The following is a 17724-nucleotide window of genomic DNA, read 5'->3' on the forward strand; positions in this document are numbered from 1 at the left end:
CCGGCGCACGAATCCGTCGGAGAGTCCTACGCGGCGATCCGGATGGTCGAAGTGGGTCTGCCGGAAGCCGTGCCGCAACAGGAGTTCCGGCTGCCGGACGGCTCACTCGTCCGCGTGGACTTCTGGATCCCCGAGCTCGGCGTCGTGATCGAGTTCGACGGCAAGCAGAAGTACGTCGACACCTCGATGTTGCACGGACAGGACCCGGCCGAAGCGCTCTGGCAGGAGAAACGACGAGAGGACCAACTCCGGACGTTCCCAGAAGTCCGATCGGTCATCCGCGTCATCTGGTGGGACCTCGTGGAACTCGACCGTTTCCGAGCTGCTCTCCGTCTGCACGGGCTCCGTCTGTGATGACCGACGCACCCGAGTCTCGCGCCGGCGGACTCTCTCCGCGACGAACAGCGCACCCGAGTCTCGCGCTGGCGGACACTGTGCGCGGCGCAGAGCGCGCAGGATGTCCGCCCGGCCGAGACTCGGCGCCACGGCGGCCCCCGCCCGCACCACCCGCCCCGCACACGACGAAGGCCGCCGCCCCGAGGGGCAGCGGCCTTCGTGACCAGAAGGTCAGACTCAGACGAGCTCGACGGTGGCGCCGGCGGCCTCGAGGGAAGCCTTTGCCTTGTCGGCGGTCTCCTTGTTCGCGCCCTCGATCACCTTGGCGTCGGGGGTCTCGACGAGGGCCTTGGCCTCGCCCAGGCCGAGCGACGTGAGGCTGCGGACCTCCTTGATGACCTGGATCTTCTTGTCACCGGCCGACTTGAGCACGACGTCGAACTCGGTCTTCTCCTCGACCTCCTCGGCGGGGGCAGCAGCGCCACCGACCGCGGCAGCGGCGACGGGGGCAGCAGCGGTGACCTCGAAGACCTCTTCGAACTTCTTCACGAAGTCCGAGAGCTCGATGAGCGTGAGCTCCTTGAAGGCCTCGATGAGCTCGTCCTGCGAAAGCTTCGCCATGATTTTCTCCTACTACTAGCTAGTGCGTGTGGTTGATGAACGCGTGCCTGGTCAGGCCGCGGACTCCTGCTTCTCGCGGAGGGCGTCCACCGTGCGGACGGCCTGCGAGAGGGGTGCCTGGAACAGGTACGCAGCACCGAACAGCGAGGCCTTGAGTGCGCCGGCGAGCTTGCCGAGCAGCACATCACGGGACTCGAGGTCGGCGAGCTTGTCCACCTCGGTCGCGGTGAGCGGGTTACCGTCGAAGTAACCGCCCTTCACCACGAGCTCGGGGTTCGCCTTGGCGAATGCACGCAGCGACTTCGCGACGGCGACGGTGTCACCGTGGACGAAGGCGAGAGCGGACGGACCGGCGAGCTCGTCGTCGAACGACGAGATGCCGGCGTTGTTCGCCGCGATCTTGGTCAGCGTGTTCTTCACCACGGCGTACGTGGCGTGCTCACGGATCGAGTTGCGGAGCTCCTTGAGCTGCGCGACCGTGAGACCGCGGTACTCGGTGAGCAGAACGGCGTTCGAGCTACGGAAGGACTCCGTGAGCTCGGCGACCGCAGCTTCCTTGTTCGCCATGGTTCTCCTTGGGGGTCTTGCCGGCAGCCCCAGGTCCCACTGCAACGAACACAGCACATGAAAAAAGCTCCGGCGCAGAGGCTCGGAGCTGCTCCCCCGCAAGCGGATGGAGTGGTTCGGAACACCTGCGCGGGCTGCCTCATGATGAGGACCTTCGACTGCTGTGCGAGCACAGCAGCAAACCGGCGGTCTTTGGCTTCGAGAACTGTAGCAGATGTGGTGGACGCCACCAAGCACCGGACGGGAGGCTCGGGACCGGCCCGTCACGAGCCTCCCGTCCGGTGGGTGCGGACCTTCCCATCACGCGCGACCTGCCAAGCGGGATCGCGCGGAGCGGGTCGGATCTTCCGGCCCGCTACGCGCGATTCGACCACCTACGCGCGATCGGGCACGCCGGACCACGCGTCCGCGGCCGCGGCGGCAGGACCAGCAGTACCCGCAGCACCCGCCGCACCAGCACCCGCCCGCGCCGGCAGGTGCACCGTGAAGACCGTGTCGCCCGGGCGGCTCTCGACCCCGACCCTGCCCCCGTGCGCCTGCACGACCGCGTCGACGATGGCCAGCCCGAGGCCCGTCGACCCCGCCGTGCGGGACCGCGAGCTGTCGGCGCGGGCGAACCGCTCGAACAGCTTCGGCAGGAACGCCGGGTCGATCCCCTGCCCGGTGTCCCGCACGGTCAGGTCGACGCCGTCCGGGACGGTCTCGATGCCCACGGTGATGCGGGTGCCGTCAGGCGTGTGGGTCCTGGCGTTCGTGACGAGGTTGACGATGACCTGGTGCAGCCGGGCGGCGTCGCCGAGCACGACGACCGGGGTGGGTGGGACCTCGACCTCGATGACGTGCTCGGGCGATGCGGCGTGGGCGTCGTTGACGGCGTCGAGCACCAGCCCGGTCAGGTCGACGTCGTCGAGCTGGACCTCGCGGCCCTCGTCGAGCCGTGCCAGGAGCAGCAGGTCCTCGACCATGGAGGTCATCCGCAGCGACTCCGACTCGATGCGGCTCATCGCGTACACGACGTCCGGCGGCAGGTCACCGCCCATGCGGCGGGTGAGCTCGGCGTACCCGCGGACCGATGCCAGCGGCGTGCGGAGCTCGTGCGAGGCGTCGGCGACGAACTGCCGGACCTTCTGCTCGGAGCGTTCCCGGGCCTGCATCGCGTTCCCGATGTGGCCGAGCATCCGGTTGAAGGCGGTGCCCACGCGACCGACCTCGGTGCGGGGGTCGGTGTCCGGCACGCGGATGCCGTCGAGGGCGTCACTGCGGTCCAGCGGCATGCCGGCGACGGTCGTGGCGGTCTCGGCGACGCGCTCGAGCGGTCGGAGGGATCGTCGGACGGCGAGCGCCGCGGCGGCGGACGCGACGACGAGCGCGAGCAGCATCACGACGAGCACGACGCCGAAGAGCTTCCAGACGCTCTCGTACACGGGCACCATGGGCAGGCCGACGACGAGCACGGCGGGGCCGACGGGCGCTGCGGTCACCCGGTAGCGACCGAGGTCGTCGCCGAGGTCCACGGTCCGGGGCTGCCCGTCGACGCGCACGCCGCCGAGCGGCTCGACGGCAGAGGCAGCGAGGCTGTCGAGGTGGCCGTCGTCCTCGAGCACGCTGCCGATGACCGCGTTGCCGTTGAGGAAGTAGGCGGTGAGGGTGCCGGCGGCCTGCCCGGACGGACGACCGATGTCGAGCCCTGGCCCGCCGGACCCCTGCCCCTCGATCGACTTCTGGGCGCGGCTCGTGGCGTACTGCAGCTGTTGGTCGATCGCCGAGCGCTGGATCGAGAACAACGCGACGATGCTGCCCGCGCCGATCACCGCGCTGACGGCGACGACGAGGGCGACGATGCTCAGGACGAGCCGGCGGCGCAGGGTCACGGGATCAGACGACGGGCTTGATGACGTACCCGACACCGCGCACGGTGTGGATCATCGGCTGCTCGCCGGCGTCGATCTTCTTGCGGAGGTAGGAGATGTAGATCTCGACGACGCTGGACTTGCCGCCGAAGTCGTACGACCACACGCGGTCGAGGATCTGCGCCTTCGACAGCACACGACGCGGGTTGCGCATCAGGAAGCGCAGGAGCTCGAACTCGGTGGCGGTGAGCTCGATGGGCCGGCCGGCGCGGGACACCTCGTACGACTCCTCGTCGAGCACCAGGTCGCCGACGACGATGCGGGAGTCGCCGGCCTCGGAGATCGAGATCTGCGAGCGGCGGATGAGCCCGCGGAGGCGCGCGACCACCTCCTCGAGGGAGAACGGCTTCGTCACGTAGTCGTCGCCGCCTGCGGTGAGGCCGGTGACGCGGTCCTCGACGCTGTCCTTCGCGGTGAGGAACAGGACCGGGGTGTCGTCGTTGTTCTGGCGGAGCCGACTGAGGACCTGCAGTCCGTCGAGGTCGGGCATCATCACGTCGAGCACCATGGCGTCCGGCTTGAACTCCCGCGCCTTCGCCAGGGCGTCCTGTCCGCCGTTCGCGCTCGTGACGTCCCAGCCCTCGTACCGCAGCGCCATGGACAGCAGGTCGGTGAGGCTGGCTTCGTCGTCGACGACGAGGATGCGCAACGGCGAACCGTCGGCACGCGTGAGGCGTGGGGCTGCGGAGGGCTGGGAGATGGTCACGTCTTCGAGTATCGAGAAGATCCTATGAGGCGTCTGTGGAGCAGCACGCAGCGGTCTGTGGATGACCTGTCACTGACCATGTCCGCGATACGTAGGTTGGGCCCATGATCCGTTCTGCCGCCTGGCCAGCCGACGCAGCCGCCGTCGACGTCGCCACGCTGACGGCCACCGCGCGCACGGCCGCCGGACGTCCGGCCACCGCGCTGACGGACACCGCCGGGAGGCCCGGCTCGGCCCCGGCAGACCGACTCGCGGTCGCACGGGCGGTCGCCGCCACCACGCCACCGCTCACCGCGGGCACGGCCGCCCGCTCCTTCGTCACGCTCGCAGCGATCGCCGCCGTGGACGTCGCCCTGGCCCGGACGGTCGAGCCGCACCTGGACGCGCTCTCGATCCTCGCGCAGGCGGACGCCGAGGTCCCGGCCGGGTCGACCTGGGGCGTCTTCGCCGCGGAGGGTCCGGGGCTCCGGCTCGAGGCCTCCGGCGACGGTGTCGGCGGCGTCGTGCTCGACGGCACGAAGCCGTGGTGCTCGCTCGCGTCGGAGCTCTCGCACGCCCTCGTGACGGCGCACCGCGGAGACGACCGGCAACTGTTCGCCGTCGACCTGCGGCAGGACCGCGTCACCACGCACGACGACGCCTGGGTCGCGCGCGGCATGCCGGACGTGCCGAGCGGCCCGGTGGACTTCGACGGGGTCGTGGCCGTCCCGGTCGGCGACCCCGGTTGGTACCTGACCCGTCCCGGGTTCGCGTGGGGCGGCATCGGCGTCGCCGCGTGCTGGTGGGGCGGGGCCGTCGGGCTCGCCCGCGTGCTCCGCGACCACGCCGCCGCGCGTCCGGACGCCGAACTGCTCCGCGTCGCGCTCGGTGCCGTGGTCGCCGACCTGGCCGACGCCGAGGACGCCCTCGCCGACGCGGCCGCGCGCATCGACGCCGACGAAGACGTCGACTGGCCCCTCGTCGCCCAGACCGTCCGCTCGCGGGTCCGCCGGGCGGTGGACGCCGTCCGCACCCGGGTGGTCTCCACGATCGGCCCGGGCCCGCTGACGTCCGACCCAGCCGTCGCCGCGCGGGTCGCCGACCTCGAGCTCTACGTGCTGCAGGACCACGGCGACCGGGACCTCGCCCGCATCGGCCGGATGGTCCTCCAGAACGGTGGTGTCGCGTGGTGAGCTTCGACCACCGGGAGCCGGGCACCGATCCGGAGGCCTGGACGACGTTCCTCGACACGCTCTCCCCCGACGCGGTCGACCTCGACGGGTACCAGGCGGTCGTCGTCGTCGCGCCGCACCCGGACGACGAGACCCTCGGGGCGGGTGGCCTCATCGCCGCGGCGGCCGACGCGGACATCCCCGTCCACGTCGTGCTCGTCACGCTCGGCGAGGGATCGCACCCCGACTCCCCCACGACCACCCCCGACGAGCTCGCGGCGGTCCGTGCCACCGAGTTCCGGGACGCCCTCGAACTGCTCCACCCGGAGGTGACGGCGGGGTCGCTCGGCGTGCCGGACGTCGGCCTCCGCGAGCAGCCGGACACGTTGCGCGACGCGCTGGTCGCCCGGCTCGACGCCACGCCCGGCCGCTCGCTCCTCGTCGCGCCCTGGCGTGGGGACGGTCACCGCGACCACCGTGTCGCTGGCGAGGTCGCCGAGGCCCTCAGCGCCGAACGGCCCGACGTCGACCTGCTGTCCTACCCGATCTGGGCCTGGCACTGGGACGACGCTGCCGAGCCCGTCGCGCCGTGGCCCACGGCCCATGCACTCGCGCTGACCGACGACGTCCTCGACCGGAAGCGCGCCGCGCTCGCGGCCTACCGGTCGCAGGTGCTGCCGCTCTCCCCCGCGCCCGGCGACGAGCCGATCGTCGACGACCGGCACGCGGCCCACCACCTCCGCCGCACCGAGTGGTTCTTCGGTGGGCAGCGCTCGCGTTCCCGCGAGTCCTTCGACGCGCACTACGCCAGGAAGCCCGAGGGGTGGGACTTCGACGGCTCCTGGTACGAGCGTCGAAAGCGTGCCGTGACCCTGGCGGCGCTGCCCCGTGAGCGCTACCGATCGGCGCTCGAGATCGGCTGCGCGACCGGTGTGCTGACCGCCGCCCTGTCCGACCGTGCCGACGACGTCCTCGGCACCGACATCGCCGCCGCACCGCTCGAACGCGCCCGCTCCCGCGCGCCGCACGCCCGGTTCCTGCAGGCCGCGCTGCCGGACGACTGGCCAGAGGGCACCTGGGACCTCGTCGTGATGTCCGAGGTCGGCTACTACCTCTCCCCCGACGACCTCGACCGGACGATCGACCACGTGATCGCGTCGCTCGCCGACGACGGCGTGCTCGTCGCCTGCCACTGGCGCCACCCCGACGACGAGGCGGTCTCCAGCGGGGACGTGGTCGACGCCCGGCTCACCGAGCGCTGGCCCCGGCCCGCGATCGTCCGGCACGTCGAGGACGACTTCGTGCTGAGCGTCCTGCCCGGCGCCGGTGTGGTCTCCGTCGCGCGGGGCGAAGGACTCGTCCGGTGACGGACGCCGGAACGGCAGCAGGAACGGGAACGACGAAGGCAACGGCAACGGCAACGGCAACGGACACGGACACGGACACGGACACGACGACCGTGACCACGACGCCCGAGGTCGTGCACCGCATCGACGTCGTCGTGCCCGCCCACGACGAGGAGGACCGGATCGGCGCCAGCCTCGACGCCCTCGACGCCGCCGTGGTCCGCCTCGCGCTGGAACGCCCGGCGATCCGGGTCGGCATCACCCTCGTGCTCGACGGCTGTACCGACGACTCCGCGGCGATCGTCCGCGACCACGGGACCGACCACATCGAGACCGCGCACGTCGGGGTCGGACGCGCCCGCTCACTCGGGGTAGCACACGCCGTCCGCGCCGCCGGCACTCCCGACCCGGTGCGGCAGTGGCTCGCCCACACCGACGCGGACTCGCGGGTCGACGAGTGGTGGCTCGTCCAGCAGGCCGACGCGCTCCTCGCGGGGTGGCACGTGCTGATCGGTGCCGTGGTGCCCGATCCGCGCGACCTCGACCCGGACGTGCTCGAACGATGGACGATCGCGCACCCGCCGGGCGCCGCACTCGGTCACGTGCACGGCGCGAACCTCGGGGTGCTCGCCGCGGCGTACACGGCCCTCGGCGGGTTCGACCCCGTCCCCGAGCACGAGGACGTCCGCCTCGTCGAGCGCGCGCACGCGCTGGGCCTCCGGGTCGAGGCGACGACCGACCTCCCCGTCGTCACGAGCGGTCGCTTCGCGGGGCGCACCCCGGGCGGCTACGCGGAGCACCTCCGCCAGACCTACGCTCCTTAGGCGGTTCATCGGAAGGGCATGGGGCAGCCACTGGACGGCTGCCTAGCGTCTCCTCGGTCGGCCCCGCCGCGCATCCGGTGCGCGGACGGTGACTGTCTGCCGGCCCCCACCGAGGAGAACCATGTTCCTGACCTACCTCAGGCGCGAACTCACGAACCGCAGGAAGCAGACGGTCATCATCGCGATCGGCATGGCGCTCGCCATCGCCCTCGTCGTGATCGTCTCCTCGATCTCCAGCGGCGTGAAGACCGCGCAGTCGAGCGTCCTGCAGTCCGTGTACGGCGTCGGCACGGACATCACCGTGACCAAGACCGAGACCCCGTCGTCGACGAGCGGCGGACGTCCGTCCTTCGACTTCGGCGACCAGGGCTCGTCGGGCTCCTCCGGCAGCACCGACCTGTCCCAGTCCCGTCTCGCCGTCACCCGCGGCACCTCCACCCTGTCCGCGGCGAACCTCTCGGCCGTCGCGGCGACCGACGGCGTCAAGGCCGCCACCGGTGTCCTGACCCTCGAGAACAGCACGTTCTCCGGCTCGGTGAAGCAGGGCAGCGACAGCAGCAGCAGCAGCAGCGACAGTGCCGCCACCCGGCAGGCCCCGAGCGGCGACGCCGGGACGGGCGGCGGCGGCTTCGGCGGCGGCTCGTTCAGCGTCGACTCCTTCACCGTGACCGGCATCCCGGTGTCCGGCGACACCGTCGGACCGCTCACGAGCACCGAGGTCACGAAGGGCCGCGCCTTCCGCGCCTCGGACACCGGCAAGGACGTCGTCGTGCTCGACGCCGCCTACGCGAAGAGCGAGTCGAAGGCCGTCGGGGACACGCTCGAGATCGGTGGCACGAAGTTCACCGTCATCGGGATCGTCGCCTCGACCGGGTCGGCGAGCACCACCGGCTCGAACACCTACGTGCCCCTCAACACGGCCCAGGCGCTCGCCGACCTCGACGGCAAGGTGACGTCCGTGTACGTCTCGGCGACGTCGTCGTCGGAGGTCGCCGCGGTGAAGACCGCCCTGCAGGCGAAGCTCTCGGGTGCCACCGTCTCCACGGAGGCCGACCTCGCCTCGAGCGTGTCCGGGTCCCTCGCCACGGCCTCGAGCCTCGTCGCGAACCTCGGCCGGTGGCTGTCGATCCTCGTCCTCGCCGCGGCGTTCCTCATCGCGATCCTCTTCACGATCTCCGGCGTCACCCGGCGCACGCGGGAGTTCGGCACCCTGAAGGCCATCGGCTGGTCGAACGGCCGCATCACCCGGCAGGTCGCCGGCGAGTCCCTCGTGCAGGGCCTCATCGGCGGTGTGATCGGCGCCGCGGCCGGGCTCATCGGCATCCTCGTCGTCAACGTCATCGCCCCGACGGTCTCGGCGAGCGCCGCGACCACGACCACCCGCGGCCCCGGATCCGGCGGGATGCCCGGTGCGGCCGCGACGGCCGCTGCCGGGAGCGGCACGACCGGCGGGGCTCCCGCCGGCGGGTTCGGCGGCGGCGCGAGCGCCGCGTCCACCACCGACGTCGTCCTGCACGCCCCCGTCACCGTCGAGGTGTTCCTCCTCGCGATCGGCCTGGCGGTCCTCGGCGGACTGGTGGCCGGCGCGCTCGGCGGCTGGCGAGCCTCCCGACTGCGCCCCGCCGAGGCGCTGCGGAGCGTCGCCTGATGCGCGCGACGTCCCCGACCACCGAACCGACCGACCCGACCCGAGGAGCCACCGTGACCACCACCGCCCCTGCAGCCGACACGGACGACCGGAGCGCGGCCTCCCGGCCCGTCTACCGCCTGACCGACGTGAGCAAGACGTACCAGCAGGGGAAACGGACCGTCTCGGCCCTGACGAACGTCGACCTGGTGATCCCCGCGGGCCAGCTCGTGGCGATCCAGGGGCCGACCGGCGGCGGGAAGTCGACGCTGCTCCAGATGCTCGGCGCGCTCGACCGACCGAGCGCGGGATCGGTGGAGCTCGCCGGTCGTGACGTGGCGACGCTCGGGGACCGGGCGCTGACCGACCTGCGGGCCACCGAGATCGGCTTCGTCTTCCAGAGCTTCAACCTGATCCCGACGCTCACCGCGCTCGAGAACGTCGAGACGGCGTTCGCGGGATCGCTTGCGAAGCAGTCCCGGCAGGAGGTGCGTCGCCGTGCGAGCGAGGCCCTGCAGGAGGTGGGCCTCGGCGAACGGCTGGACCACCTGCCCGCCGAGCTCTCGGGCGGGCAGCAGCAGCGCGTCGCGATCGCCCGGGCTCTCGTGAAGGACCCGCGGGTGCTCCTGGCGGACGAGCCGACCGGCGCCCTCGACGAGGGCACCCGCGACGAGATCATGGCGATCATCGAGCGGCAGTGGCGCGAGCGCGGCCTGACCGTGGTGGTCGTCACGCACGACTCGTGGGTCGCGAAGCGCGCGGAGCGGCGGCTGCTCCTGCAGCAGGGGCAGGTGCGCGAGCTGACGTCGCGTCCCTGACGCGCGGGCGGCGCGCGTCTCCGCCTGGAGGCCCGGTGCCGGTCTCGTGGACCGGCACCGGGCCTCCAGGCGGTCGCGTCGTGTGCGGGGCGGTTGTCGTGTGCGGCGCGGTCGTCGTGTGCGGCGCGGCGCTGCGGTCAGCCGGCGACGGGGTAGTCGCAGTAGGCGAACCACGTCGAGTCCGGGGCCCACGGTGGCACGTTGACCGTCCCCTGCCCGCCGTCGAGTGCGACGAGGGTCTCTGGCAGGACCGCGATCCGGGCACCGCGGACCAGGCTCCCGGGCAGCAGCCGGAGCTCCACGCGGTGGTCGGCCGGATGACCCTGCACGCCGGGCTCGTAGGACAGGTACAGCAGGTGCGCGCCGTCCGGCGAGACGTGCGGGAACCAGTTCACTCGGTCGTCGGCCGTGATCTGCACGGGGTCGCTCGCACCCGAGCGCAGGGACACCAGCTGCGCGGTCCCCGGGGTGAAGCGCTCCGAGTTGTAGACGAGCACGTCGTCGGCGAAGGAGCAGCCGTCCGTCGGGTGCTCGTCCCGTGTCACGAAGGTCGTCGCCCCGGAGGTCGGGTCGACGAGCGCGACGTCGGTCGTCCAGACGCCGTCCTCGGACAGGTCGCCGACGATGGCCGCGAGCGAGGACCCGTCCGGCGCGATGCCGTGCAGGTAGTACTTGCGGGTCACGGGCAGCGCCGCGGCGACGTCGGTGATCCGGTCGGTGGGACCGCCGTCGGGCAGCGGCACGCGGTACAGCTCGCCGTTCCGGGCGCTCACCACGACCGAGGTGCCGGACGGGTCGAGCACGTGGTCGTTGTTGATCTCGTCGACGCCGTCCATCGGCACGGGCACGAGCGCGGTCTCGTCGAGCACGGTGTCGTCCCCGGGCGCCGGCAGGGGCAGCAGCCACAGGTCGCCGTTGCCGTTCAGCACGAGGGTGCGGTCGTCGAGCACGTTCGGGGCCTCGACGAGCACCGTGTCGGACGCGAACACGAGCCGCGCGGTCCTCGTGGCGACGTCGTACACGTGCACGCGGCTGGTCTGTCCGGGCAGCAGCTGCCGCCCCCTGGTGAAGCTCATGGGTCCATCCTCCTGGGTCGAGCGGAGACGAGACTCGGCCCGGCGGACGTCCTGCGGGGTCTGCACCCCGCACGATGTCCGCCGAGCCGAGACTCGGTCAGGCGTGCGTCCGCCCTACTTCACGGCACCGGCGGTCAGGCCGGCGACGAACTGGCGCTGGACCACGAGGAAGGCGATGACGACGGGGATGCTCACCACGAGGCTCGCCGCCATGATCTGGTTCCAGTACACGTTCGTCTGCGTCGAGTACTGCTGCAGACCGACCGCGAGCGTCTGCCCGTTGCCGTTCGTCATGACGGAGGCGAAGAGGACCTCGCCCCATGCCGTCATGAACGAGTAGATGCCAACCGCCACCAGACCCGGACGGGCCGACGGCAGGATGATCCGGAACAGCGCACCCATCGGGCCCGAGCCGTCGACCATCGCGGCCTCGTCGAGCTCCCGCGGGATCGTCTCGAAGTAGCCCGCGAGCATCCAGATCGAGAACGGCAGCGTGAAGGTCAGGTACGTGATGATCAGGCCGAGCCAGCTGCCGACGAGCTGGATGCCGAGCGTCTGCCCGAGGTTCGTGAAGATCAGGAACAGCGGGAGCAGGAACAGCACGCCGGGGAACATCTGCGTCGAGAGCACCGTCGTGGTGAAGGCGCTCTTGCCCTTGAAGTTCCAGCGGGACACCGCGTAGGCGGCGAACGTGGCGATGATCAGCGAGAACACCGTCGCGACCGTGCAGACCACGAGCGAGTTGATGAAGTACTGCCCCAGCGGGACGGTCGACCACATGTCGATGAACGGCTGGAACGTGATCCGCGTGGGGATCCACGTGAAGTCGTTCTGCACGTCACCGAGCGGCTTGATGGCCGTGGTGATCATCACGTAGAGCGGGACGACCGTGAAGATCGTCAGGAGCGTCAGGACGACGACCTTGAAGGACTTGGCGCCGACTGTTTCACGCACGGACGGACCTCCGGTTGGTCACGGCGAGGTAGATGCCGGTCACGATGAGCAGGAAGATGAGGAGCAGCACGCTCATCGCGGCACCGGAGCCGAAGTTCCAGGTGATGAACGACGCGTTGTAGATGTGGAAGCTGAGCAGGTCGGCTGCCGGCGGCTGCGCGGTCGAGCCGAAGAGCACGAACGGCGTGTTGAAGTCGTTGAACGTCCAGAGGAACATCACGAGCACGAGCGTCACGTTCACCGGGCGGACCATCGGCAGCGTGATCGAGCGCCACTGGCGGAACGGCTTCGCGCCGTCGACCGATGCGGCCTCGTACACGTCGGCCGGCACGGACTGCAGGCCCGCCATCAGCATGAGGAACGCGAAGGGCCAGGTCTTCCAGATCGCCACGACGACCACGGCCACGAAGGCGTTGTTGCCGATGAGCCAGAACGGCGCCTGGTTGAACAGGTGCAGCTGGTCGACGAGCAGGTGGTTCAACGCACCGGAGTCACGCTGGAACATGAACTTCCAGGTGATGACGCCGGCGTACATCGGCAGTGCGTACGGCACCAGGAACAACGTGCGGAACAGGCCGCGACCACGGAACTCCTTCTGCAGGGCGACCGCGGCCGCCATGCCGAAGCCCCACGAGAGCCCGACGACGAGCACGGTGAACGCGCACGTGATCAGGAACGAGTTGAGGAGCCCACGGCCGATCGCCTGGTTGAAGTCGATCGCGACGGAGTAGTTGTGCAGCCCGGCGAAGGGCGCGGCACCCCAGTTCGCGATGAAGTACTTGGTGAGCTGCACGAAGCTGATCCAGATGCCGACGAGCATCGGCACGATGTGGATGAGCAGCTCGAAGAGGATGGCAGGACCGACGAGGGCGTACGGCAGCCACTGCAGGCGGCGCTTCCCCCTGGGCGGAGGACCCGACAGGGTCGGGGCCTTCGTGTGCGTCAGGTCGATGGCCTCGGAGTCAGGCAGGACCGTCGTGGACATGGGCAGGGCCTTTCGGCTTCAGGAGTTCGAGTCTGGTGATGCGGGGTGGAGGCCCGGGGCGGTCCAGCGGACGCGCCCCGAGCCTCCGGGCTGGGTGTGGATCAGCCGTTCGCCTGGGACACCTGGTCCTGGGCGGTCTGCAGTGCGGACTTGATGTCGCTGGCGGAGACGGTGCCACCGGTCGCGATCTTGGCGAACATGTCGTTCATCGCCTTGCCGACCGTGGACTCGAACTGGTCCTCGGCGGGCACCAGCGGGAGCGGCTTCGCCTTGTTGTTGTAGATGTCGAGGAACGTCTTCGTCTGCTCGTCGGTGACCGAGTCAGCCGCGGCGGCGAGCACCGGGAGGGCCGAGTACGGCTTGTCGAGCGTGGTCTGCGTGTTCGCGCTCGTCATGTACTTGACGAACTTGAGCGCGCCGTCCGCGTTCTTCGTGTTCTTGAAGATGGACAGGTTGATGCCGGCCGGGAAGCTGGCGATCTCCTTGCCGTCCGCCGGGGCGGGCAGCGCGACGACGCCGTACTCGTCCGACTTCATCCCGAGGGACTCGATCGTGTTGTTCGCGTTGTTCTGGTTGAGGATGAACGCGGCCTTCTTGTTCGCGAAGTCCGTGACCGACTGGGTCGCGTTGTCGTACTGGGCGTTCGACGGGTTCGCGACCTTGGCGTCCTGCATCAGGTCGAGGTAGCGCTTGATGCCGTCGACGTTGGCCTTCGAGGTGAAGGTCGGCTTGCCGCTCTTGTCGAACCACTCGCCGCCGTTCTGCGCCGAGTTGATGAACGCGAAGTGCGCGTTCTCGGTGTACGAACCACCCGCGAGGCTGAAGCCGTACTTGCCGCCGGTGGTGAGCTTCTTCGCGTCGGTGACCAGGTCCTCCCACGTGGTGGGCGGGGTGATCCCGGCGTCCTGCAGCATCTGCTTGTTGTAGTACAGGCCGTAGGCGAGGCCGTACAGCGGGACGCTGGTGACGGTCTTGCCGGGTGCGCCACCGGTGGAGAGCGCGACCTTGCCGAACTTGTCGGACCCGCCGATCGACTTCATCTCCGAGGTGCCGAACTCCTTGAAGGCGCCGGTGGCCTGGAGTGAAGTCGCCCACGTGTTGCCGATGTTGACGACGTCCGGGCCCTGGCCCGAGGTGACGGCGGTCTGGATCTTCGTCTGGAGGTCGTTCCAGCCGATGACCTGGAGGTTGACCTTGATCCCGGTCTCCTTTGTGAACTTCTTGAGGACGGGGGTCAGCACCTCCTTGTCGTTCTGCAGGGACGTGCCCTGGTTCGACGCCCAGTAGGTGAGCGTCTTGGAGTCGCCCGAGGAACCGGACCCTCCGGCGGAGCAGGCTGCGAGGCCGGTCACGGTGAGTGCCGCGGCCGCGGTGATGGCCAGTGCGCGGATGGCAGTGCGCATGACTCTCTACTTTCTCGTCGTTGAGATGGTGCAAGGGGGTGGTGCTGTGCTCCGGGAGGAGCGGTTCGGGTGCTGCTGTGTTCGGTGGTGCGGTGTTCGGTGGTGCGGTGTTCGGTGCTGCGGTGTTCTGCGGGTCAGACCAGGGTCTGTTCCGCGGGGTCCCAGCCTTCGGTGAGGGTCTGGGACGGCGACACGGTGCTCCTCACGAGCACCGCCTCGCCACGTTCGGCGGCCTCGGCGATGGAGACCATCACGTCGAGGACGTGGAAGGCGAGGGCCCCGGGGACCCGGTTCTCCTCGCCGGCACGGAGGGAGCGGGCCAGGTCGACCACACCGGTCCCCCGCGAGTACGTGGACCCGACGGCCGGGATCGTCTCCGGCTCCTCGGAACCGAGCGCGTACAGCTCGGTGTCGCCGTCGAAGTTGTTCGGGTCGGGGAAGACGACCGTGCCGGTCTCGCCCGCGATCTCGACGAAGCCGGTCCGGCCACGGTCGGACTCGAACGAGAAGACGCTCTGCGCGCTCCCGCCGTCCTCGAACTCGATGAGCGCGGAGTGGTTCGTCGGGACGTCAACCGGGAACTCGGTGCCCGCCTTCGGGCCGGAGCCGATCGTGCGCGTGGCACGGGACTTCGACGCGGTGGCCGTGACCTTCTTGACCGGGCCGAAGGCCTGGACGAGCGTGGTGATGTAGTACGGGCCGATGTCGAACAGCGGGCCCGCGCCGTAGGCAAAGAGGAACTCGGGGCTCGGGTGCCACGACTCCGGGCCGGGGCTCTGGAAGAGCGTCAGGCCGTTCAGCGGCGTGCCGATCCGGCCGTCGCGGATCGTGCGGAGCGCGGTCTGCAGGCCGGCGCCGAGGAAGGTGTCCGGGGCGACGGAGACGGTCAGGCCGGCGGCGGCCGCGGCGTCACGGAGCTGCGTGGCGCTCTCACGGTCGAGGGCGTAGGGCTTCTCGCCCCAGACGTGCTTGCCGGCGGCGATGGCCTGCATGGCGACCTCGACGTGCGCGGCCGGGATGGTCAGGTTGACGACGATCTCGATGTCGTCGTCCGCCAGGAGCTCCTCGACGGTGCCGGAGGCGGGGACGCCCCACTTCTCGGCCTGGGCCGCGGCGCGGGGCAGGTCGATGTCGGCGATGAAGCGGACCTGCACGTCCGGGAAGACGGTGAGGTTGCCGAGGTACTGGTCGGAGATGACCCCGGCGCCGATGACGCCGACCCCGACGGGGCCGGTCTTCCGGGTCGTCGCGGAGGTGGGGGCCGACGTCGTGTCGGTCGTGGTGTCGGTCATGCGTGTGCTCCCTGGAGGAATGCGTACGAGTCGGTGACGGCCTGGAACACGTCGCCCTCGTGGTCGTCGAGCTCGATCACGTGCTGGGCGTCGGGCGCCGCGGCGATGATCGCCGCGATCGGCATGATGCCGTTGCCCACGGCGACCTGCTTCTTGTCGTCGTGCGAGCCGTCGCCGTCCTTGACGTGCAGGAACTGGACCTTGTTGCCGTACTTGCCGATGATCGCCACCGGGTCGTCACCGCCGACCGTGACCCAGTAGGTGTCGAGCTCGAGCACGACGTCGTCGGACAGCGCGTCGGCGAAGACCTCGTAGGCGCTGACGCCGTCGATGCGGTTCGAGAACTCGAACGCGTGGTTGTGGTAGCCGAGCGTCAGGCCGTGGTCGGCGGCGCGGGGCGCGAGGGCGCTCAGTTCGCGGGCGATCGCCTCGACGTCCTCGCGGGTGGTCCAGCGGGCCTCGTCGATGTGCGGGTCGATGAGCGTCCCCGTGCCGACCGTCGAGGTGGCGTGGAAGATCTGCTCGAGGTCCTGCTCGCCGGCGTCCAGCAGACGGGCGTGGCCGCTCGGTGCGACGAGGCCGGCGTCCCGCAGTGCGGACGCGTACTCGTCAGCGCGGTCGACGTAGCCGAAGAGCTCCACGTTCGTGAAGCCGATGTCGGCGATGCGCTGCAGCGTGCCGGGCAGATCGGCCGAGAGCGCGTCACGGACCGTGTAGAGCTGGACCGAAAGCGGTTGAGTCACCGGTGTTCTCCTCGTCGAGTTGGTGCGGGTCGTCACTGACCGATCGTCACACTACGAGTACTTCTGTCGGTCGTCAAGCAGAAGTCCGCAGACGTTCGACGCACTTCGTTGCGTGGCGCATTCGAAGTGTGTTTCACTCGCATCATGGTCGACTTGGCACGGACGGCAGCGTCGCCTCCGGTCGGGACGAGCGAGCTCTTCCAGATCCTCCGCGACGGTGTGCCGCGGACCCGGTCGGAACTCGCCGCCCTGACGGGAGCAGCACGCTCGACCATCGGCGTGCGCCTCGACGCCCTCATCGACGTCGGCCTGGTCGGTGCGGTCGAGACGGCCGCGTCCACCGGCGGACGCCCGCCCGCGCAGGTCGCACTGCGGCCCACCTCCCGCCTGGTGATCGCCGCCGACCTCGGTGCCTCCCACGGCCGCGTCGCCGTGACCGACCTCGTCGCGCGACCGCTCGCCACCCGCGAGGCCCAGATCGACATCGCCGCGGGTCCCGTCCCCACGCTCACCTGGCTCGTGCAGGCCATCGATGACCTCCTCGACGAGGTCGGTCGGACCCGCGACGACGTCATCGCGATCGGCATCGGCGTGCCCGGCCCCGTCGAGTTCTCCACCGGACGCCCCGCGAACCCGCCGATCATGCCCGGCTGGGACGGCTTCGACGTCCCCGCCTGGCTCCGGCAGCACATCCAGGCCCACGTCCTGCTCGACAACGACGTCAACATCGCCGCACTCGGCGAGCGCGAGCACGGCTGGTCGGGCGTCGACCACCTGCTCTTCGTCAAGGTCGCGACGGGCATCGGATCCGGCATCGTGTCCGAGGGTCGGCTCCAGCGCGGCGCCCAGGGCACCGCTGGTGACATCGGTCACGTCCGGGTCTCCAGTGCCGGCAGCGTCCCCTGCCACTGCGGCAACACCGGCTGCCTCGAGGCCGTCGCGTCGGGTCCCGCGATCGCCCGCGCGCTCCGGGCCAAGGGACACGACGTCCACACGAGCGCGGACGTCATCGACCTGGTCACCCGGTCGGACCTCGACGCGATCGGCGCGGTCCGCCAGGCCGGCCGCGACATCGGCGAGGTCCTCGCCACGTGCGTGTCGCTGATGAACCCGTCGGTGATCGTCCTCGGCGGCTCGATCACGCAGGCCGGGGAGCACCTGCTCGCCGGCGTCCGGGAGGTCGTCTACTCCCGCTCGATGCCCCTCGCCACCGAGCACCTCGTCATCGCCCAGTCCCGCGCCGGGGGCATCGCCGCACTCCAGGGAGCCGCCGCCCTCGCCATCGGTTACGCCCTCTCCCCCGCCGGTGTCGACGAGCTCGTCACATACGCCGAGGGCCGGGAGCTCGTGTCCTGACCGCGCGCC

Annotated in this window: 16 protein-coding genes and 1 pseudogene; 7 read left to right on the plus strand and 10 right to left on the minus strand. The window is 70.5% G+C overall.

The features are described 5' to 3' along the window. Nucleotides 1-354, plus strand: a pseudogene (locus tag OXR63_RS12835) (hypothetical protein); the annotation flags it as partial. 219 nt (nt 355-573) lie between these two features. Here OXR63_RS12835 and rplL read toward each other — a convergent pair. From rplL to OXR63_RS12855, 4 genes are all read right to left on the minus strand, one after another. Beyond that, nucleotides 574-957 (minus strand): 50S ribosomal protein L7/L12, encoded by a 384-nt coding sequence (gene rplL, locus OXR63_RS12840; protein WP_071270222.1) that lies wholly within the window; start codon nt 955-957, stop codon nt 574-576. 51 nt (nt 958-1008) lie between these two features. Then, nucleotides 1009-1524 carry a 50S ribosomal protein L10 gene (gene rplJ / locus OXR63_RS12845; RefSeq protein ID WP_267423853.1) on the minus strand — a complete coding sequence of 172 codons (516 nt, stop codon included), beginning with the start codon at nt 1522-1524 and terminating at the stop codon, nt 1009-1011. Between the two features lie 374 nt (nt 1525-1898). Continuing rightward, complete coding sequence (locus tag OXR63_RS12850) at nt 1899-3395, minus strand: sensor histidine kinase (RefSeq protein WP_267423855.1); 1497 nt, start codon at nt 3393-3395, stop codon at nt 1899-1901. A 4-nt stretch (nt 3396-3399) separates the two neighbouring features. Further along, the gene (locus OXR63_RS12855) at nt 3400-4140 is read right to left on the minus strand and encodes a response regulator transcription factor (protein ID WP_308202120.1); all 741 of its coding nucleotides are present in this window, start codon (nt 4138-4140) and stop codon (nt 3400-3402) included. A gap of 104 nt (nt 4141-4244) precedes the next feature. Between OXR63_RS12855 and OXR63_RS12860 the strand changes: the two genes are divergently transcribed. From OXR63_RS12860 to OXR63_RS12880, 5 genes are all read left to right on the plus strand, one after another. Beyond that, on the plus strand, nt 4245-5312 hold the full coding sequence (locus tag OXR63_RS12860) for an acyl-CoA dehydrogenase (RefSeq protein WP_267423857.1): 1068 nt from the start codon (nt 4245-4247) through the stop codon (nt 5310-5312). Then, nucleotides 5306-6658 (plus strand): PIG-L family deacetylase, encoded by a 1353-nt coding sequence (locus tag OXR63_RS18460; RefSeq protein WP_267423859.1) that lies wholly within the window; start codon nt 5306-5308, stop codon nt 6656-6658. Before OXR63_RS12860 ends, OXR63_RS18460 begins: the two co-directional genes overlap by 7 nt. 92 nt (nt 6659-6750) lie before the next feature. Next, the gene (locus tag OXR63_RS12870) at nt 6751-7461 is read left to right on the plus strand and encodes a glycosyltransferase (protein ID WP_267423861.1); all 711 of its coding nucleotides are present in this window, start codon (nt 6751-6753) and stop codon (nt 7459-7461) included. A gap of 121 nt (nt 7462-7582) precedes the next feature. Further along, complete coding sequence (locus OXR63_RS12875) at nt 7583-9109, plus strand: ABC transporter permease (RefSeq protein WP_267423864.1); 1527 nt, start codon at nt 7583-7585, stop codon at nt 9107-9109. Nucleotides 9110-9162: 53 nt separating this feature from the next. Beyond that, the gene (locus tag OXR63_RS12880; RefSeq protein ID WP_267423866.1) at nt 9163-9906 is read left to right on the plus strand and encodes an ABC transporter ATP-binding protein; all 744 of its coding nucleotides are present in this window, start codon (nt 9163-9165) and stop codon (nt 9904-9906) included. Between the two features lie 137 nt (nt 9907-10043). Here OXR63_RS12880 and OXR63_RS12885 read toward each other — a convergent pair whose 3' ends face one another. From OXR63_RS12885 to OXR63_RS12910, 6 genes are all read right to left on the minus strand, one after another. After that, on the minus strand, nt 10044-10982 hold the full coding sequence (locus OXR63_RS12885) for a biopolymer transporter Tol (protein WP_267423867.1): 939 nt from the start codon (nt 10980-10982) through the stop codon (nt 10044-10046). Nucleotides 10983-11096: 114 nt separating this feature from the next. Beyond that, nucleotides 11097-11936, minus strand: a complete 840-nt coding sequence (locus tag OXR63_RS12890; protein ID WP_071270201.1) for a carbohydrate ABC transporter permease — start codon at nt 11934-11936, stop codon at nt 11097-11099. Next, nucleotides 11929-12921 carry a carbohydrate ABC transporter permease gene (locus OXR63_RS12895; protein ID WP_194627079.1) on the minus strand — a complete coding sequence of 331 codons (993 nt, stop codon included), beginning with the start codon at nt 12919-12921 and terminating at the stop codon, nt 11929-11931. The genes OXR63_RS12890 and OXR63_RS12895 overlap by 8 nt, the downstream gene beginning before the upstream one ends. A 101-nt stretch (nt 12922-13022) precedes the next feature. Beyond that, nucleotides 13023-14324 carry an ABC transporter substrate-binding protein gene (locus tag OXR63_RS12900; RefSeq protein ID WP_267423869.1) on the minus strand — a complete coding sequence of 434 codons (1302 nt, stop codon included), beginning with the start codon at nt 14322-14324 and terminating at the stop codon, nt 13023-13025. A 134-nt stretch (nt 14325-14458) separates the two neighbouring features. Then, nucleotides 14459-15616, minus strand: coding sequence for a Gfo/Idh/MocA family protein (locus OXR63_RS12905; RefSeq protein WP_267423870.1), 1158 nt, complete (start codon nt 15614-15616; stop codon nt 14459-14461). Then, complete coding sequence (locus OXR63_RS12910) at nt 15613-16359, minus strand: sugar phosphate isomerase/epimerase family protein (protein WP_267423871.1); 747 nt, start codon at nt 16357-16359, stop codon at nt 15613-15615. The genes OXR63_RS12905 and OXR63_RS12910 overlap by 4 nt, the downstream gene beginning before the upstream one ends. 144 nt (nt 16360-16503) lie before the next feature. On the opposite strand from OXR63_RS12910, the gene OXR63_RS12915 reads away from it, so the two are divergent. Further along, the gene (locus tag OXR63_RS12915; protein ID WP_267423872.1) at nt 16504-17715 is read left to right on the plus strand and encodes an ROK family protein; all 1212 of its coding nucleotides are present in this window, start codon (nt 16504-16506) and stop codon (nt 17713-17715) included. Nucleotides 17716-17724 lie beyond the last annotated feature (9 nt).

The organism is Curtobacterium sp. GC_Cur_3 (genome assembly GCF_026544205.1).
Lineage (GTDB): Bacteria > Actinomycetota > Actinomycetes > Actinomycetales > Microbacteriaceae > Curtobacterium.